Origin of the sequence: Streptomyces sp. NPDC002701, assembly GCF_042889045.1 — a bacterium.
Taxonomy (GTDB): domain Bacteria; phylum Actinomycetota; class Actinomycetes; order Streptomycetales; family Streptomycetaceae; genus Streptomyces.
Genome location: NZ_JBIAQL010000008.1, coordinates 1 through 17,102, shown reverse-complemented (window position 1 = coordinate 17,102; position 17,102 = coordinate 1). Strand labels below are relative to the sequence as shown.

At 70.9% G+C, this 17,102-nt stretch carries 16 protein-coding genes; 8 read left to right on the top strand and 8 right to left on the bottom strand.

The features are described from left to right. Positions 1-86: 86 nt before the first annotated feature. Positions 87-1,970 (bottom strand): streptophobe family protein, encoded by a 1,884-nt coding sequence (locus ACFYXC_RS22160; RefSeq protein WP_389553760.1) that lies wholly within the window; start codon positions 1,968-1,970, stop codon positions 87-89. A gap of 240 nt (positions 1,971-2,210) precedes the next feature. Here ACFYXC_RS22160 and ACFYXC_RS22155 point away from each other — a divergent pair, with 240 nt between their 5' ends. Further along, the gene (locus ACFYXC_RS22155; RefSeq protein WP_389553759.1) at positions 2,211-4,715 is read left to right on the top strand and encodes an FHA domain-containing protein; all 2,505 of its coding nucleotides are present in this window, start codon (positions 2,211-2,213) and stop codon (positions 4,713-4,715) included. A gap of 89 nt (positions 4,716-4,804) precedes the next feature. Here ACFYXC_RS22155 and ACFYXC_RS22150 read toward each other — a convergent pair whose 3' ends face one another. From ACFYXC_RS22150 to ACFYXC_RS22140, 3 genes are all read right to left on the bottom strand, one after another. Then, a complete protein-coding gene (locus ACFYXC_RS22150) occupies positions 4,805-5,512 on the bottom strand; it encodes a transglycosylase SLT domain-containing protein (protein WP_389553758.1) in 708 nt (235 codons plus the stop codon). 293 nt (positions 5,513-5,805) lie between these two features. Beyond that, on the bottom strand, positions 5,806-6,942 hold the full coding sequence (locus ACFYXC_RS22145; RefSeq protein WP_389553757.1) for an S-adenosylmethionine:tRNA ribosyltransferase-isomerase: 1,137 nt from the start codon (positions 6,940-6,942) through the stop codon (positions 5,806-5,808). Positions 6,943-7,015: 73 nt separating this feature from the next. Next, positions 7,016-7,714, bottom strand: coding sequence for an SDR family NAD(P)-dependent oxidoreductase (locus ACFYXC_RS22140; protein ID WP_389553756.1), 699 nt, complete (start codon positions 7,712-7,714; stop codon positions 7,016-7,018). A gap of 184 nt (positions 7,715-7,898) precedes the next feature. On the opposite strand from ACFYXC_RS22140, the gene ACFYXC_RS22135 reads away from it, so the two are divergent. The 3 genes from ACFYXC_RS22135 (at position 7,899) to ACFYXC_RS22125 (ending at position 10,108) form a co-directional block, all read left to right on the top strand. Beyond that, positions 7,899-9,044: a GAF domain-containing sensor histidine kinase gene (locus ACFYXC_RS22135; protein ID WP_388915557.1), complete on the top strand. Its 1,146-nt coding sequence runs from the start codon at positions 7,899-7,901 to the stop codon at positions 9,042-9,044. Further along, positions 9,037-9,681 (top strand): response regulator, encoded by a 645-nt coding sequence (locus ACFYXC_RS22130; protein ID WP_389553755.1) that lies wholly within the window; start codon positions 9,037-9,039, stop codon positions 9,679-9,681. Before ACFYXC_RS22135 ends, ACFYXC_RS22130 begins: the two co-directional genes overlap by 8 nt. 181 nt (positions 9,682-9,862) lie before the next feature. Next, a complete protein-coding gene (locus tag ACFYXC_RS22125; RefSeq protein ID WP_388915563.1) occupies positions 9,863-10,108 on the top strand; it encodes a chaplin in 246 nt (81 codons plus the stop codon). Positions 10,109-10,332: 224 nt separating this feature from the next. On the opposite strand, the gene ACFYXC_RS22120 is transcribed toward ACFYXC_RS22125, so the two are convergent. Beyond that, entirely contained in the window at positions 10,333-11,121 is a 789-nt protein-coding gene (locus ACFYXC_RS22120) for a hypothetical protein (RefSeq protein ID WP_389553754.1), read from the bottom strand. Positions 11,122-11,256: 135 nt separating this feature from the next. On the opposite strand from ACFYXC_RS22120, the gene ACFYXC_RS22115 reads away from it, so the two are divergent. The 3 genes from ACFYXC_RS22115 (at position 11,257) to ACFYXC_RS22105 (ending at position 13,632) form a co-directional block, all read left to right on the top strand. Then, entirely contained in the window at positions 11,257-12,048 is a 792-nt protein-coding gene (locus ACFYXC_RS22115; protein WP_388915569.1) for an ABC transporter ATP-binding protein, read from the top strand. 72 nt (positions 12,049-12,120) lie between these two features. Then, positions 12,121-12,552 carry an NfeD family protein gene (locus ACFYXC_RS22110; protein WP_388915571.1) on the top strand — a complete coding sequence of 144 codons (432 nt, stop codon included), beginning with the start codon at positions 12,121-12,123 and terminating at the stop codon, positions 12,550-12,552. Positions 12,553-12,702: 150 nt separating this feature from the next. Then, positions 12,703-13,632 (top strand): SPFH domain-containing protein, encoded by a 930-nt coding sequence (locus ACFYXC_RS22105; RefSeq protein ID WP_388915574.1) that lies wholly within the window; start codon positions 12,703-12,705, stop codon positions 13,630-13,632. 226 nt (positions 13,633-13,858) lie between these two features. Here the strand turns inward: ACFYXC_RS22105 and ACFYXC_RS22100 are convergent, their stop codons facing one another. From ACFYXC_RS22100 to ACFYXC_RS22090, 3 genes are all read right to left on the bottom strand, one after another. Further along, positions 13,859-14,362, bottom strand: a complete 504-nt coding sequence (locus ACFYXC_RS22100) for an HNH endonuclease (protein ID WP_388915577.1) — start codon at positions 14,360-14,362, stop codon at positions 13,859-13,861. Between the two features lie 144 nt (positions 14,363-14,506). Continuing rightward, complete coding sequence (locus ACFYXC_RS22095; RefSeq protein WP_389553753.1) at positions 14,507-15,046, bottom strand: YbhB/YbcL family Raf kinase inhibitor-like protein; 540 nt, start codon at positions 15,044-15,046, stop codon at positions 14,507-14,509. 50 nt (positions 15,047-15,096) lie between these two features. After that, positions 15,097-15,882 (bottom strand): sporulation protein, encoded by a 786-nt coding sequence (locus tag ACFYXC_RS22090; protein ID WP_389553752.1) that lies wholly within the window; start codon positions 15,880-15,882, stop codon positions 15,097-15,099. A gap of 167 nt (positions 15,883-16,049) precedes the next feature. Here ACFYXC_RS22090 and ACFYXC_RS22085 point away from each other — a divergent pair, with 167 nt between their 5' ends. Continuing rightward, positions 16,050-16,691, top strand: coding sequence for a DNA-3-methyladenine glycosylase (locus ACFYXC_RS22085; RefSeq protein WP_388915586.1), 642 nt, complete (start codon positions 16,050-16,052; stop codon positions 16,689-16,691). Positions 16,692-17,102 lie beyond the last annotated feature (411 nt).

Genomic DNA, 17,102 nt, shown 5'->3' with positions numbered 1-17,102 from the left:
GTCCCTCTTCGCGCCGCGCCGGGTCCGGGCCCTCGTCCAGCGGTCGGCGGCGGTCCGTGGCGGTCCCCGGCGGCCCTCGGCGGTCCTCAGCGCCGTCCGCCCGGCTTCCGGGGCGGCGGCGGCTCGTCGGGCGGCGGAGGAGGCGGCCCGTCCTGCGACGACCTGGGCCGGCGCGGGGCCCCCGGACCGGAGGGGCGCGGTCGGGGCGGTGGTGCCGCGACGGGCCCCACCACCGTCTGCGCCCCGTACAGGTCGTCGGGCGGCGGGGTGGCAGGGGTGCCAGGAGTGCCCGCAGGCCGCCCGCCGGGCGGCCGAGGCTGCCCACCGGGCGGTCGGGCCTGTCCGCCGGGTGGTCGGGCCTGCCCGCCCGGGCTCCGGGGCGGTGGTCCGCCGGGGCTCCGGGGGCCGTCGGCGGACCGGGGGCCGGCGGGTCGGTCGGTCCCGGGCTCCCGTAACTCCTCGGGCAGCCGCAGATAGGGGTTCGTCGCCGGGTTCGCCGGCCGGAACGGCGCACCGGGGTGGTAGGGCCCGGCCTCTCCGGCGGCCTCCGCGTACGAGGCGACGGCCTCCGGGGCGTCCGTGCCCGCGGCACCCCGTGCCCGCGGTGCCGCCTGCCCGCCCGCGGCACCCGAGGCGCAGGCCAGCAGCGCCCCCGCCGCCCCCGCCGCCGCACCCCACAGCGCGCCGAGCACCAGGGCCATGCCGAACTGCCCGCGCAACTCGATCCCGGAGTCGAACGCGTCGATGCCGAGGACGGACAGCGAGGCGTCCACGGACACCTCCGTCAGCCAGGCCAGCAACGGCAGCGCGAGCGCGGTCACGACCGCCAGCCGCAGCGCGCAGCGACCGGCGAAACCAAGGACGCCCCGTTCCCCCGCGAACGGGGTGCGGGCCGCGGTCAGGACTCCCGCGAACAGCATCATCAGGGCCGCCGCGATCCCCAGCAGCCACACCCGGCTGTCCAGTTCGGCCAGCCTGCCCAGCGTGACCGGCTGCTCGGAGAACTTGAGGAGGTCGTCCATGGGGTCCGGCAGGAACTGCAGGAACGGACCCGTCGCCTCCCCGTCCCACGGCACGAAGAGCCCGACCGGGACGCCGAGCCACACCCCGTTGGGTGCCCCGAGCAGGGCGGCGCCGGCGATCCGCTTCGGGTTGTCGTCGCCGACCGCCGCGTACGCCGCCGCCGCGAACCCCGCGAGGACCGCCACCAGCAACACGGTGACCAGCGCGGACACCGCGGGCCGCACCACGCGGTGCACCGCCGTCCAGCCGGGCGGCAGCGGGGTCCTGCGCGAGGCCAGCAGCGCGATCAGCAGGACCCCGAGCACCCAGCCGAGGCCCCCGAGGAGCGTCGGCACGGTGTCGACGGTGAAGCCCACCTCGGCGTTCGCGTCCGCGAGGTCACCGAGCCGGTCCGGCAGCAGACCGCCGATGTCCCCGAGATCGCCCAGTCCGGGTACCTCCACGCCGTCCGGCGCCCCGCCGCCCGGCAGCTCGTCGAGCCCGAGCGCACCGCCGTCGATCGTGATGATGTCGTGTCCCGCCCAGGCGAGACCGCCCAGCATCGCCACGAAGAGGGCGGCCGTCGTACCCGCCCGCGCCAGCAGTTCGGCGGGCGAGATCACCGCGCCCGCCGCGCGCAGGGAGCGCAGGAAGAACCAGGACAGCAGCAGCGCGCCCACCAGACTCACGCCGAGTGGCGTGATCTGGAGGGCGGTGTCGGCCTGCGCGCCCTCCAGGCCGAACGCCGACACGTCGCCCGAGGGGGTCACCGAACCACCCGCCCCGAGCGCCACGACCGCCGCGGTCATCGGCCCCAGCGAGGCCGTCGCGTCCGCACCGAGCAGATGCAGCCCCAGCGCCCCCACGCCCGCCATGCCGATCAACGCCCAGCTCACGGCGGCGATCGAGGCCAGCAGCACATCACCCACCGGTACGCGCCTGGCGTGTCCCACGGACCCGTCGCTCATCGTCAGCCCCCCGACTCCGCACCCCGACGCCTCCGTCGCGGTGTCCCCCTCGCGTCGGATTACCACTCTCCGGGCCGGTTTCAACCCCGTCAACGGAAACGGACAACCCGCCCGTACGCCGTCTTCACGAGGCCCGACTTTCGGTCAAGGGGCTACTACTGAAATAGTTCCCCACGATGTTCGACATCCCTAGACTCCCTGTGTTGGGGGTAACTCGGGGGACAACACAGTGGGGCTGGAGTGCCGGAACTCGTACTGGAACTGAACGGACGGACCTGGACGCTCGACGCGTCCAGGCCATACACCCTCGGACGTGATCCGCAGGGAGACATCGTGCTCGACGACGCCAGGGTGTCCTGGCGTCACGCCACGATCAGCTGGAGCGGCCGCAGTTGGGTCATAGAGGACCACGGCAGCACCAACGGCACCTTCGTGCAGGGGCAGCGGATCCATCACATGGAGATCGGCCCCGGCTCGGCCGTGCACCTCGGCAACGCGACCGACGGACCGCGGCTGAGCCTGACGGGCGCCGGGGCCGCCGCATCACAGCAGGCGCAGCCCCAGCAGCAGCCGTACGCCGCCCAGGGCGCGCCCGCGGCTGGCTGGGCCCAGCAGGCTCCGCAGCAGCAGGCGCCGGAGCAGGGCTGGCAGCAGCCGCAGCAGGGCGGGCACATCCCGCAGCAGCAGAGCCCCGGTGGTGGCGCGGGGGCGCCACCGGTCTACGGCGACCGCAGCCCGACCACGTTCCACCAGATGTCGCTCGGCCGCGTGATGCGCATCGGCCGTGCGCTGGAGAACGAGCTGGTCGTGTCCGACCTGCAGGTCTCGCGGCACCACGCCGAGTTCCACGCGACGCCCGACGGGCGCGCCGAGATCCGCGACCTCGGCTCGCACAACGGCACGTACGTCAACGGTATGCCGATAGCCAAGGGCGGCTCCGCGCTGCTCGGCCCGAACGACATCGTCGGCGTCGGCCACTCGACGTTCCGCCTGGTCGGCGACCGCCTCGAGGAGTTCGTCGACACCGGTGACATCTCCTTCTCGGCCCGCCACCTGACGGTCACGGTCGACGGCGGCAAGCAGATCCTCAAGGACGTCTCCTTCGGCGTACCGGAGAAGTCGCTCATCGCGGTCATCGGCCCCTCGGGCTCCGGCAAGTCGACCCTCCTGAAGGCGCTCACCGGCTACCGCCCCGCCAACCAGGGTGACGTCCTCTACGACAACCGGAACCTCTACAAGCAGTTCGCCGAGCTGCGTCAGCGCATCGGTCTGGTCCCGCAGGACGACATCCTGCACAAGGAGCTGACCGTCAAGAAGGCCCTCAAGTACGCGGCCAAGCTGCGCTTCCCCGCGGACACCACGACGCAGGAGCGCGACGCCCGGATCGACGAGGTGCTGCGCGAGCTCAAGCTGGACGTCCACAAGGAGAAGAAGGTCACCTCCCTCTCCGGCGGCCAGCGCAAGCGCGTCTCGGTGGCCCTGGAGCTGCTGACCAAGCCGTCGCTGATCTTCCTGGACGAGCCGACCTCCGGCCTCGACCCGGGCATGGACCGCGATGTCATGCAGCTGCTGCGCGGTCTCGCCGACGACGGCCGCACGGTCCTCGTCGTCACGCACTCCGTGGCCGAGCTGGCCATCTGCGACAAACTTCTGGTCATGGCGCCCGGCGGTTCCGTGGCCTATTTCGGTCCGCCCGAGGAGGCACTGAACTTCTTCGGCTACGACACCTGGGCCGACGTCTTCTCCGCCTTCGAGAACTACCGCGACTACGACTGGGCGGGCCGCTGGAAGGGCTCGCAGCACTACCAGATGTACGCCGCGGACATCGACGCCGTCGCCCCGCAGTCCGTACACATGCCGCCGCCGCAGTCGATGCGTCCGCCCAAGCCCCAGGGCTGGTTCTCCCAGCTGTCCACCCTGGTCCGGAGGTACGTGTCGGTCATCGTGTCCGACAAGGGCTTCCTGGCCCTGACGGTGATCCTGCCGGCGGTGCTCGGCGCGGTCAGCCTGCTCATCGAGCCGGACAAGACGCTGCTGGTGAACGAGAAGCTGCAGCCGAACGGCCTGCCCGTCCCGAACGGCACGGCCGCGACCGTGCTGCTGATCCTCGCGGTGGGCGCCTGTTTCGCGGGCGCCGCGAACTCGGTCCGTGAGCTGATCAAGGAACGGGTGATCTACGAACGGGAGCGTGCGACCGGTCTGTCGCGCTCCGCGTACCTGATGTCCAAGGTGATCGTCCTCGGTGTGATCACCATGGCGCAGGGCGCGCTGGTCGGTGCGATCGGCTTCACGAGCCGGACGATCCCCGACGAGGGCCTGATCCTCGGGGGCACGGTCGCGCTGGAGCTCTCGCTGCCGATCATGGCGCTGGGTTTCACCTCGATGATGTTCGGCCTGGTCATCTCCTCGCTGGTGAAGACCGCCGAGAAGACCATGCCGCTGCTGGTCATGTTCGCGATCATCCAGGTCGTGTTCACGGGATGCCTGTTCCCGCTGAACGGCTCCCCGGGCGTCAACGAGTTCTCCTACCTGATGCCGTCGCGCTGGGCGGTCGGCGCCGCCGGTTCCACGCTCGACTTCAACAGGATCAACCCGCACAACTCGACCGAGAGCGATCCGCTCTGGGACCACGAGGCGCTGACCTGGGCTCTCGACATGACCGCCCTGTTCGCCCTCGCCGCCGTCTGCGCCTTCCTCGTGGCCCGCTTCCTGCGCCGCCACGAGCCGGAGGTCATGCGGAAGTAGCGGCTGCGCGCGAGCGCACGCGAAGGGCGGCACCCCGGTGGGGTGCCGCCCTTTCGGCGTACGCGTCAGAGGTCCGCGCGGACTTCGGCTCAGTACGCGCTGTCGACGTTGTCGATCGAGCCGTACCGGTCGGCCGCGTAGTTGGCGGCGGCGGTGATGTTGGCGACCGGGTTGTACTGGCTCTTGACCGTGCCGGCGACGTGGTACGCGTCGAAGGTGGGCTTGATGACCTGCAGCAGACCGATCGACGGGACACCGTTGATGGCGTTGATGTCCCAGTTGTTGATCGCGTTCGGGTTGCCCGAGGACTCCCGGATGATGTTGCGGTGCAGACCGCTGTACGTACCCGGTATGCCGCGCTTCTTCATGATGTCCAGCGACTGGCGGATCCAGCCGTCGAGGTTGTTCGGGTAGGTCTTCGCGGCGGCGGGCTTGACCGCGGCACGCTGGGTGGAGCGGCTCGCGGCCTCCTTCACCTTGCGGGCGTCCGCGGCCTTCTTCTTCGCGGCGGCCTCGGCGGCCTTCTTCTTCGCGGCCGCGTCGGCCGACTTCTTCTTCGCGGCCGACGCCTGGGCGTCGGCCAGCTGGCCGCTGAGGCCGACGGTCTTGACCTTGAGCTGCTCCGAGGAGAAGGCGGCCGGAGCGGCGGAGGCCGGCTCGGCGCCGGCCTCGGTGTCCGCGGGAGCGAGCGAGAAGGTGAGGGCGGCGGCGCCCAGCGTGGCGACACCGGCGAGGGAGAGCTTGTGGGCCTTGGTCAGCGCGGAACTATGACCAGGAGTGCTGTACTGCTTGGGCATGGCTGAGGGACCTCTTCGAATAGCGCGGAGGCCGCTCTGGTCCGGCGGGGACAGTGTTTCCGGAGCGAACGCCGTGGGTAAGCACACCCGGCGCCGAGCGACGAGAGCCATTGTTAGCGGCCGCAATTTTCCGTGGCAAAGGTGTGACGTACGATCCGGGGTAGTGGATCTCCCAGGCAAAACGGGACAGACCCATACGTCTGTCCCGCTCACCGGCAGTCCGATCGTCTCCTATGTCCCTTCGTACGTGATGTGTGCCCTATGTGCGGGCTCACATCGCTCGCGGTCCGACCTCACCATCGGTTGCTGGAGCAATGCTCTGTGTGAGGGCCTGTCGGGTCGGTGTCCTCTTCCGGGAGGAGGAGGTGCACGTCGCCGAACTCGTGCCACAGGTAGCGCCCGCGCAGCGCCTCGTCGTACCCGCTCCGCACGGCCTCCCGGCCGGCGACGGCCTCCAGCATCAGCAGATGGGACGCCTCCGGCTCGTGCAGCCCGGTGAGCAGCCCGTCGACGACCCGCACGCCGCGCTCCGGCGTCACCACGAGACCGGTCCAGCCCTCGGCCGCACGCACCACCCCGTCGGGTCCTGCCGCCGACTCCACGGCACGTACGGCCGTGGTACCCACCCCGATCACCCGGCGGGCACCGGCCCTCGCCGCGTCGATCAGCCGCGCCGACGCCTCCGGCACCGCGAAGCGCTCCGGGTACGGCGGCTCGTGCGCCTCGGCCGAGGCGACCCCCGTGTGCAGGCTGACGGGCGCGAACTGCACGCCCCGGCTCACCAGCTCCGCCACCAGCCGCGTGGTGAAGGGCCGCGCGGCGCTCGGCATCTCCGCGCTCCCCGACCCGTCGGCGGACGGCAGCGCGAAGACGGTCTGGTACGCGGACAGGGGCTGGTCCCGGTCCGTGTAGGAGTAGCGGATGGGCTTCCCGTGCCGTCGCAGCAGCCCCAGCACGTCGGGATCCGACACCAGGCCCCACCACAGCCGCGGGCTCCGCCCGGTGAGGGGCTCCTCCAGCACGAGCCGTACGTCCCCGGGGAGCCGTACCCGCGTCCCCGCGGGCCCGCCCCCGCGTGCGCGTGTGGTGCCTCTCCCGTCGGGCTCCCGCAGCTCCACGGCCCAGCGTCCGTCGTCGCCCCGCGTGGAGAAGTGCACCACCACGCGCGCGTGGCCGACGGTCCCGTCCACCGCGGCCGCCAGCGTGATGGACGTGTTCACGACGAGCAGGTCCCCGGCCCGCAGCAGGCCCGGCAGGTCCGTGAACGTGTGGTGCGACACCCGTGTCCCGCGGGAGACGAGCAGCCGCACGGCGTCGCGGTCGAGCCCCGGCCCCCGCTGTTCCGCCGGCACCCGGGCCGACAGCTCCGCGGGGACCTCCCGGCCCGTCCGGCCGCGGCCGAGTGACGGCACCCCCATGGCGGTCGTCATCGCCGCCCCAGCCGCAGCGGCGACGGAGCTCCGCGGCGCCCCTGTGCCCTCCGCCGGCGGGTACCCGTGCGGGTCACCGGGTCACCTCCAGGAGAGCCCGCGCCGCATGTCTGCCACTGTCCGGACGCGCATCGAGCAGCCGCAGGAAGGCCGGCACGACACTCGCCGGCCCGGGCCGTGGATCGTCGTCGTCCGGTACGGCCGCCGCGTACAGGTCCGTGTCCAGGTCGCCCGGGTCGACCGCCCAGACCCGCAGCCCGGGCTCCTCCCGCCCGAGCACCGCCGAGAGACGGTCGAGCGCCGCCTTCGACGCCCCGTAGCCGCCCCACGTCTCGTACGCCTCCACCGCCGCGTCCGAGCTGACGCCGATCACCGCGCCCGCAGGCGACTCCCGCAGCAGCGGCAGCGCCTCCTGGACCAGCCCGAGCGCCGCGACCACGTTGACCTCCAGCGCGCGCCGCAGCCCCTCCAAGGCCAGCGCCTCCAGCCGTACGAGAGGCTCGGCGCCCAGGGCACTCGCGTTGTTCACCAGGAGATCGACGCCGCCCAGCTCCCGGGCCGCCGCCACCAGGGCGGCACGGTGCGCGCCGTCCGTGACATCGCCGGGCAGCCCGCGCACCCGTGTCCCGAACGCACCGAGGGAGGCGGCCGCCTCCCTAAGGGGCTGCGCCGTCCTGGCGTCGAGCACCAGATCCCAGCCACGCTCCGCCAGGGCCCCGGCGAGCGCCCGACCCAGCCCCTTCGAAGCCCCCGTGATGATCGCTACCGGCATGGTCCGTCCCCTCGTCGAAGACCGCCGCTCCCGGCGGTCGTCCTCAACGTAGGAACCCGGACACCCCCGCCGCCTCGTGCGCGAGCCGCAGTGCACCAGGGCCCTTCGCCCTAGGACCAGCGGACCGGACAGGGCCGCCACAGGTCGGATACGGGCTGTCACACCCCGCCGGTACCGTGAGGTCATGAGCCAAGGACCCACGTCCGGCCTGTACGCGGTGAGCACCGCGCTGCTGGCCATGAGCAGGCACCTGGAGGTGCGCGACGTCCTCAAGACGATCGTCGCCTCGGCCCGCGAGCTGCTCGACGCGCAGTACGCGGCTCTGGGGGTCCCCGACGACCACGGCGGCTTCGCCCAGTTCGTCGTCGACGGCGTCAGCGACGCCCAGTGGAAGGCCATCGGCCCGCTCCCGCGCCAGCACGGCATCCTCGCCGCGATGCTGCACGAGGCCCACCCGGAGCGCCTCGCCGACGTGCGGAAGGACCCGCGCTTCGAGGGCTGGCCCGCGGCCCACCCCGACATGTCCGACTTCCTCGGCCTGCCCATCCGCGACGGCGACGAGGTCATCGGCGCCCTGTTCCTCGCCAACAAGAACTGCGCCAGGCCGCAGGGCGGCTGCGGCTTCACCGAGGAGGACGAGGAACTGCTGCGCATCCTCGCCCAGCACGCCGCGATCGCCCTCACGAACGCCCGCCTGTACGAGCGCAGCCGCGAGCTCACCATCGCCGAGGAGCGCTCCCGCCTCGCCCACGAACTGCACGACGCCGTCAGCCAGAAGTTGTTCTCCCTGCGCCTCACCGCCCAGGCCGCCGCCGCCCTCGTCGACCGCGACCCGGGCCGCGCCAAGGGCGAACTGCAGCAGGTGGCGGCCCTCGCCGCCGAGGCAGCCGAGGAACTGCGCGCCGCCGTCGTCGAGTTGCGCCCCGCCGCCCTCGACGAGGACGGCCTGGTCGCCACGCTGCGCACCCAGGTGCAGGTCCTCGACCGGGCCCACTCCGCGCGCGTGACCTTCGACAGCCGCGGCGTCCGCGCGCTGCCCGCCGCCCAGGAGGAGGCCATGCTGCGCGTCGCCCAGGAGGCGCTGCACAACGCGCTGCGGCACTCGGGAGCGGCCGCCGTCGACGTCACCCTGGAGAGGCGCGGCCCGGGCGCCGTACTGCGCGTCAGCGACGACGGCGGCGGCTTCGAGCCCGCGCGGACCCGCCGCGCGGGCCGCCACCTCGGCCTGGTGTCCATGCGGGACCGGACGAACGGCGTCGGCGGCGCCCTCACGGTGGATTCGGCGCCCGGCAAGGGCACCACGATCGAGATGGAGGTCCCTGGTGGCTGACGCAATCAAGGTGCTGCTCGTGGACGACCACCAGGTGGTCCGCCGGGGGCTGCGGACCTTCCTGGAGGTGCAGGACGACATCGAGGTCGTGGGAGAGGCGGCGGACGGCGCCGAAGGAGTCGCCCGCGCCGAGGAGCTGAAGCCCGACGTCGTCCTCATGGACGTCAAGATGCCGGGCATGGACGGCGTGGAGGCGCTGCGCAGGCTCCGCGGACTCGACAACCCCGCGCGCGTGCTCGTCGTCACCAGCTTCACCGAGCAGCGCACGGTGATCCCGGCCCTGCGCGCGGGCGCGGCAGGCTACGTCTACAAGGACGTGGACCCCGACGCCCTCGCCGGAGCCATCCGCTCGGTCCACGCGGGGCACATCCTGCTCCAGGCCGAGGTGGCCGGTGCGCTGCTCTCCCAGGAGGAGACCCACTACGGGCAGGGGAGGAGCGGGTCCCTCACCGAGCGGGAGCGCGAGGTGCTCGGCCTGATCGCCGACGGCCGCTCCAACCGCGAGATAGCGCGCGCCCTCGTCCTGTCCGAGAAGACCGTCAAGACGCATGTCTCGAACATCCTGATGAAACTGGACCTCGCCGACCGCACCCAGGCCGCGCTGTGGGCCGTGCGCCACGGGGTGACCCGCCGATGACCTGCTGACCTGTCAGCCGCCCGGCCGGGCGGACGGCGATACGGAGCATCTCCCTCCGGTCTGAGATTCATACCGTCGTGGGAATGTCCCCCGAATGGCGCATCCTTCCCGGGCCTCAGCCGTTCTCCAGTGCGTGCTGCGGCGCTTTTGCCGCAGTGGTTCACAAGGAGAGGGCTCAGAAGTGAAGAACCTGAAGAAGGCCGCAGCCATCACGATGATGGCCGGTGGCCTGGTCGCCGCCGGTGCCGGTTTCGCCTCCGCCACCGACGGCGCGCACGCGGGCGGCCAGGCCGTGGGCTCGCCGGGTGTCGCCTCGGGCAACCTCGTCCAGGTCCCGGTCGCCATCCCGGTGAACGCGGTCGGCAACACCGTGAACGTCATCGGCGTCCTGAACCCGGCGTTCGGCAACAACGGCCTCAACGCCTGACGTACGCCCCGGGTCGGCAGCGACCACCGGCCCCCCAGGTCCGCCTGGGGGGCCGGTCCGGTTCCCGACCCCGGACCACCCGCCCGAACGTCCGGACCGCGCCGCCCCGGCCGGCGCCCCCGCGGCTCCACGGACACTGCTCAGGCCACGGTCCGGCCTCCCCGGCCACCGGCCCCGCGGACCACACGGTCCACGGAGCCTTCGTCACGGGCGCCGCCAGGCCCTCAGCGCACCCCGCGCTCCCTCTCCTCCACGAACGCGTTGTACGCCGCCACCTGGGCCCGCCTCGCAGTGCGCTCGACCGGCCGCAGAGCCTGCGAGCGGGCCGCCATCTCCGACGCGCTGACCGCCCCACCGTGCCCGTTGCCGTACGCCACGGAGACGAGCAGCCCGACACGCCGGGACAGGGCCAGCACCCGGACCGCTCTCGGCGGATAGCCGGGAGCGAGCACCTCACCGTCCCGCTCCGCCCGTGCCCGGTACGCGTCGATCGCCGCCTCGGCGACCGGACCCGAACCCGCCACGTCGAGCCGCGACAGGATCTCGGTCGCCTCGCGCAACGCCTCCGCGAGCTCCCGCTCCGCCTCACCGAGGGACGGCACATCGGCGGGCGGCGCCTCCCGCACGGCCAGACAGTGCCAGACGACCTCCACATGCACATCGCCCCGCGGTCCGGCCTCGTACACCTCGGGTACGAGCCCCAGCGCGACCCCGTGGCACACCACCGCCTCCTCGGCCTCCAGGGCGCGCGCGTTGAACTCCGGCGGTCCGCTCAGCCCGAGCGGATGCCCCGGCGCCGGCAGCGCGACCCGCAGGCCGGTCGCCCCGAGCGCGCGCAGCCGCCCCAGCGCGAGCGAGAGTCCGACGGGCCCCGTCTCCCCGGGCAGCCCCTCGACCCGGTGCACCGCGTCCTCCCCGACGACGGCCACGACCGCGTCGTCCGGCGATACAAGACCGGCCAACAGGGCGTTGCCCCAAGCCGCCAGTCGTCCTGAGCGTGGTTCCGAAAGCATGCCCCCCACCTTAAGGACCCACTTAAGGACCGGCCGATGGATGGGACGGGTGGACCGGTGGCGTAGGTTTTCCCCTGGGGGCTGCGTCCACAGACGTCAGCGACGGCCGAGACTGCAATGGGAGACAGCGCGCTCATGAGCGATGTTCTGGAGCTTGAGGACGTATCCGTGGTCCGAGAGGGCCGGGCTCTGGTGGACCAGGTCTCCTGGTCGGTCAAGGAAGGCGAGCGCTGGGTCATCCTCGGACCCAACGGCGCCGGGAAGACGACCCTCCTCAACCTCGCCTCCAGCTACCTCTTCCCCAGCCAGGGCACCGCCACCATCCTCGGCGAGACCCTCGGCAAGGTCGACGTCTTCGAGCTGCGCCCGCGCATCGGCATGGCCGGTATCGCCATGGCCGAGAAGCTCCCCAAGCGCCAGACCGTCCTGCAGACCGTGCTGACCGCCGCGTACGGCATGACGGCCGGCTGGCACGAGGACTACGAGGACATCGACGAGCAGCGCGCCCGCGCCTTCCTCGACCGCCTCGGCATGACCGAGTTCGTGGACCGCCGCTTCGGCACGCTCTCCGAGGGCGAGCGCAAGCGCACCCTCATCGCCCGCGCGCTGATGACCGACCCCGAGCTGCTGCTCCTCGACGAGCCCGCCGCCGGCCTCGACCTCGGCGGCCGCGAGGACCTCGTACGCCGTCTCGGCCGCCTCGCCCGCGACCCGATCGCCCCCTCCATGATCATGGTCACGCACCATGTCGAGGAGATCGCCCCCGGCTTCACCCACGTCCTGATGATCCGGCAGGGCAAGGTCCTCGCGGCCGGCCCCCTGGAGCTCGAACTCACCTCACGCAACCTGTCGTTGTGCTTCGGCCTCCCGCTCGTCGTCTCCCAGACCGGCGACCGCTGGACCGCCCAGGGCCTTCCCCTGTCCTGACGACCGGGAACACCGGCCCCAACCCCATCGGCGCCCTGTCGGGGACGGGACCTGCGGACCTACCATGACCATGTGAACGACATCGATGCGTGGGTGTGGTGGCTGATCGGCGCGGCCGGACTCGGGATCCCGCTGGTCGTGACCGCGATGCCGGAGTTCGGGATGCTCTCCGTCGGCGCCGTCGCGGGCGCCGTGACCGCGGGGCTCGGAGGCGGTGTCGTCCTCCAGGTCGTGGTCTTCGCCGCCGTCTCGGTGGCCCTCATCGCGGTCGTACGCCCGATCGCCGCCCGGCACCGGGCACGCGGTCCCCAACTGGCCACCGGCATCGATGCGTTGAAGGGCAGACAGGCCGTCGTCCTGGAACGCGTCGACGGCTCGGGCGGCCGGATCAAGCTCGCCGGAGAGGTCTGGTCCGCCCGCTCCCTCGGCACCGACCGCGTCTACGACGTCGGCCAGGAGGTGGACGTGGTGGACATCGAGGGAGCGACGGCGATCATTGTGTGACCCCGCGCGGCGTCCAGTGAACGGAACGTGCCACGGGGCGAGTTGTGGTCTGACACACTCGTCCAGCAAGATCTTCGACAACTGCACGATCTTCGGCAAGCACACGATCTTCCGGAAACACCGAGGCGGAGAAGGGTACGGGGAGCCACGATGGAACCGATCATCATCGTCCTGATCATTCTGGTGGTGTTGGTCTTCATCGCGCTGATCAAGACCATCCAAGTCATCCCACAGGCCAGCGCCGCCATCGTCGAGCGCTTCGGCCGCTACACGCGGACGCTCAACGCGGGCCTCAACATCGTCGTCCCGTTCATCGACTCGATCCGCAACCGCATCGACCTCCGCGAGCAGGTCGTGCCGTTCCCGCCCCAGCCGGTGATCACCCAGGACAACCTGGTCGTGAACATCGACACCGTCATCTACTACCAGGTGACCGACGCCCGCGCCGCGACCTACGAGGTCGCCAGCTACATCCAGGCGATCGAGCAGCTCACCGTCACCACGCTCCGCAACATCATCGGCGGCATGGACCTCGAACGGACCCTGACCTCCCGCGAGGAGATCAACGCGGCGCTGCGCGGAGTCCTCGACGAGGCCACCGGCAAGTGGGGCATCCGCGTCAACCGCGTCGAACTGAAGGCGATCGAGCCGCCCACCTCCATCCAGGACTCGATGGAGAAGCAGATGCGCGCCGACCGCGACAAGCGCGCCGCGATCCTCACCGCCGAAGGTATCCGCCAGTCCCAGATCCTCACCGCCGAGGGTGAGAAGCAGTCCGCCATCCTCCGCGCCGAGGGTGAGGCCAGGGCCGCCGCACTGCGCGCCGAGGGCGAGGCCCAGGCGATCCGTACGGTCTTCGAGTCCATCCACGCCGGCGACGCGGACCAGAAGCTCCTCGCCTACCAGTACCTCCAGATGCTCCCGAAGATCGCCGAGGGCGACGCCAACAAGCTCTGGATCGTCCCCAGCGAGATCGGCGACGCCCTCAAGGGCCTCAGCGGCGCCATGGGCAACTTCGGCCCCATGGGCGGCAACCAGCCCACCGGCACAGAACGCCGAGAAAAGCCCTCAGTGGACTAACCCGCCCCCATTTTCAGGGGCACGGAGAACGCCGCGATCTTCCAGGGGCGCGGGGAACGGCGCAGTCTTTGAGGGGCGCGGGGAACGGCGCGATCCTTCAAGGGCGCGGGGAACTGCGCAGTCTTTGAGGGGCGCGGGGAACTGCGCGACCAGCCACAGCGCACCCGCACCCGACAACGCACCATCGCCCCCAACCCAAATCCAAACAACCCCACCCGCAGAGCGACTACGCCGGCTGCGCAAGCCACTCAGGCAACGCCTCCAAGTCATCCCGCCCCAGCGCAAGCAACATCGCATCGGCAGGCGTCGGCTCGAACGGCTCCCGCAACAACGGCATCCCCGCCTGCGAAGGCGTCCGCGCAGCCTTCCGGTGGTTGTCCTCCGCACAGGAGGCAACCGTGTTCAGCCACGAGTCCTGACCCCCCTGCGCCCGCGGCACCACATGGTCCACCGTCGTCGCCCGCCGCCCGCAGTACGCACACCGGTGCCGGTCCCGCACCAGCACACCCCGCCTCGACCACGGCGCTTGTCTTCGGAACGGCACCCGTACATAACGGCAGAGCCTGATCACCCGGGGCGCGGGTATGTCCAGCGCGGCTCCGCGCATACGCAGTTCGGGGTGGGCCTGCTCGACAACCGCCTTGTCCTGCAGCACCAGAACGACGGCTCGGTTCAACGTCACCGTCGACAGCGGCTCGAAGCTCGCGTTCAGCACCAGCGTGTCCCGCATCCAGCCCACCTCCCATGCGCACCGGCCCACCACCTGGCGGGCGTGGATCAACTCTGGCCGGGCACGCCGAGATGGACAACGCAATAAAAGTGCCCGCCTCTGATCAATTCCAAGACCAGAGACGGGCAAACACTCAGTGAAAGGTCAGCTCTCCGCGGGAGCCGCGTACTCGGCGACGAGCTGCGCCCTCGCCAGCGTGTGGAACCGGAGGTTGAATCCCACGGCGGCCGGTGAGGTGTCCGCGTCCGGACCGAGCTTCTCCTGGTCCACCGCGTACACCGTGAACACGTACCGGTGCGCCGGATCGCCGGCCGGCGGCGCCGCGCCCCCGAAGTCCTTCGACCCGTAGTCGTTGCGCGCCTGCACCGCACCCTCGGGCAGACCCTCGAACTTCCCCGTGCCCGCACCAGCCGGCAGTTCCGTCACCGAGACCGGGATGTCGAACACGACCCAGTGCCAGAAGCCGCTCCCCGTGGGAGCGTCCGGGTCGAAGCACGTCACGGCGAAGCTCTTCGTCTCCGCCGGGAACCCCTCCCACCGCAACTGCGGCGAGGTGTTCCCGGCTGCCTGGACCTGGGCGTCCTTCAGCGTCGCACCCGCCTCGACGTCCTCACTCGTGATGGTGAACGACGGCACGGCGGGATGGAAGTCATGGGGGAGGGGCGGCCTCGTGGACTCCGTCACCTCGGCACCTCCTGATCGGTTCCTGCTCGGTGGAAACTCTCGCCCCGAGCCTAGAACCAGTTGCGGCGGCTGCCGACCTCGGACAGCCACTGGTTGAGGTACGCGGCCCAGTCGGTCCCCTGGAAGTCGTTCAGACCCACCTGGAAGGAGCGGAAGGAGTCGCTGCCCTCGGTGAACAGCCCCGGCTTCTTGTCCATCTCCAGGACGACGTCCATCTCACGGTCGTCCGCGACGAAGCTCAGCTCGACCTGGTTGAGGCCGCGGTACTGCTGCGGCGGGAAGAACTCGATCTCCTGGTAGAACGGCAGCTTCTGCCGCGTACCCCGGATCTGACCGCGCTCGAGGTCCGCGTTCTTGAAGCGGAAGCCCAGCTGGATGAACGCGTCGAGCAGCGCCTGCTGTGCCGGCAGCGGGTGCACGCTGATCGGGTCCAGGTCACCGGAGTCCACCGCGCGCGCGATCGCCAGCTCCGTGGTCACCCCCACGTTCATGCCGCGCAGCGCCTGCCCCGCGATGTTCGTGATCGGCGTCTCCCACGGGATCTCCAGACCGAACGGCACCGCGTGCACACCGTTCGCCTGCAGTTCGAAGGCACCACCGAGCTGGAGCTTCATGAACTCGATGTTCTGCTTGTACTCCTGGTCGTCGTGGCCCTCGACCTCCACCTTGGCCTGCAGACCGACCGACAGACTCTCGATCTGCTGGCTCACGGACCCGCCCTGGATCCGTACCTCACCCTGGACGACACCGCCGGGAACGACGTTGACCTCGGTCAGCTCCGTCTCGACCGAAGCCCCACCGGCCCCCAGGCTCGCAAGCAGCCGCTTGAACCCCATGTCTTCTCCTCTTCGGGCAACGCCCCGTTGTTCTTCGGTCCGGATCGGATCCTTGATCCATACAAACGCGATCCAGCAAGGTCCGGTTCCGCGCCCTCACCCTGACAAGACGGGCGCTCCCTGACCACCCCGCACACAGTCAGACGTGTGCACTACCCTCGTACGGCATGATCGCGGCCCCTGACCGTACGCCCCTCACCCGGGACTTCTTCGACCGACCCGTACTCGAGGTCGCCCCCGACCTCCTGGGCAGGGTGCTCGTGCGCGCCACCCCGGACGGTCCGATCGAGCTCCGCATCACGGAGGTCGAGGCATACGACGGCCAGAACGACCCCGGTTCCCACGCCTACCGCGGCCGCACGGCCCGCAACGCCGTGATGTTCGGCCCGCCCGGCCACGTGTACGTCTACTTCACCTACGGCATGTGGCACTGCATGAACCTGGTCTGCGGCCCGGAAGGCACGGCGAGCGGCATCCTGCTCCGCGCGGGAGAGATCACCGAGGGCGCCGAACTGGCTCGCAAACGTCGACTTTCGGCCCGACATGACAGAGAACTGGCCAAAGGCCCGGCACGCCTGGCGACCGCCCTGGGGGTGGACCGCTCCCTCGACGGTACGGACGCATGCGCCTCGGAGAGTTCACCGCTGAGCCTTCTGCACGGCACCCCGACGCCCTCCGACCAGGTACTCACCGGCCCGCGCACCGGAGTCGCCGGCGACGGAGGCGTCCACCCGTGGCGGTTCTGGATCAGCGATGACCCGACCGTGAGCCCATATCGGGCCCACACCCCCCGCCGACGCCGAACTTGACTCGCCCCTGACCGATACGTAACGTAGCCCGAGCCGCTTGAACCGGGTACTGCGTTCAGCCAGCAGCCGGAAGTGGCCAACCCACTACGTACGACTTCCTCTCAGCGAGGGTCGATTCAGTGTGTCCGTATGCCTGAATTCGAACTCGCCGAACTCGATTATGAGTTGCCGGGAGGATCGGCTAGCGTAGTGAATGTCGAAAGGCCGCAGGGCCCAAAGGCAAAACCCCCCGACTGGGAATCACGGCCCGAAACGGTCTGATAGAGTCGGAAACGCAAGACAGCAAGACAAGAACACAGCAGGACCGAAGGGAAGTGCCCGGAGGAAAGCCCGAGAGGGTGAGTACAAAGGAAGCGTCCGTTCCTTGAGAACTCAACAGCGTGCCAAAAATCAACGCCAGATATGTTGATA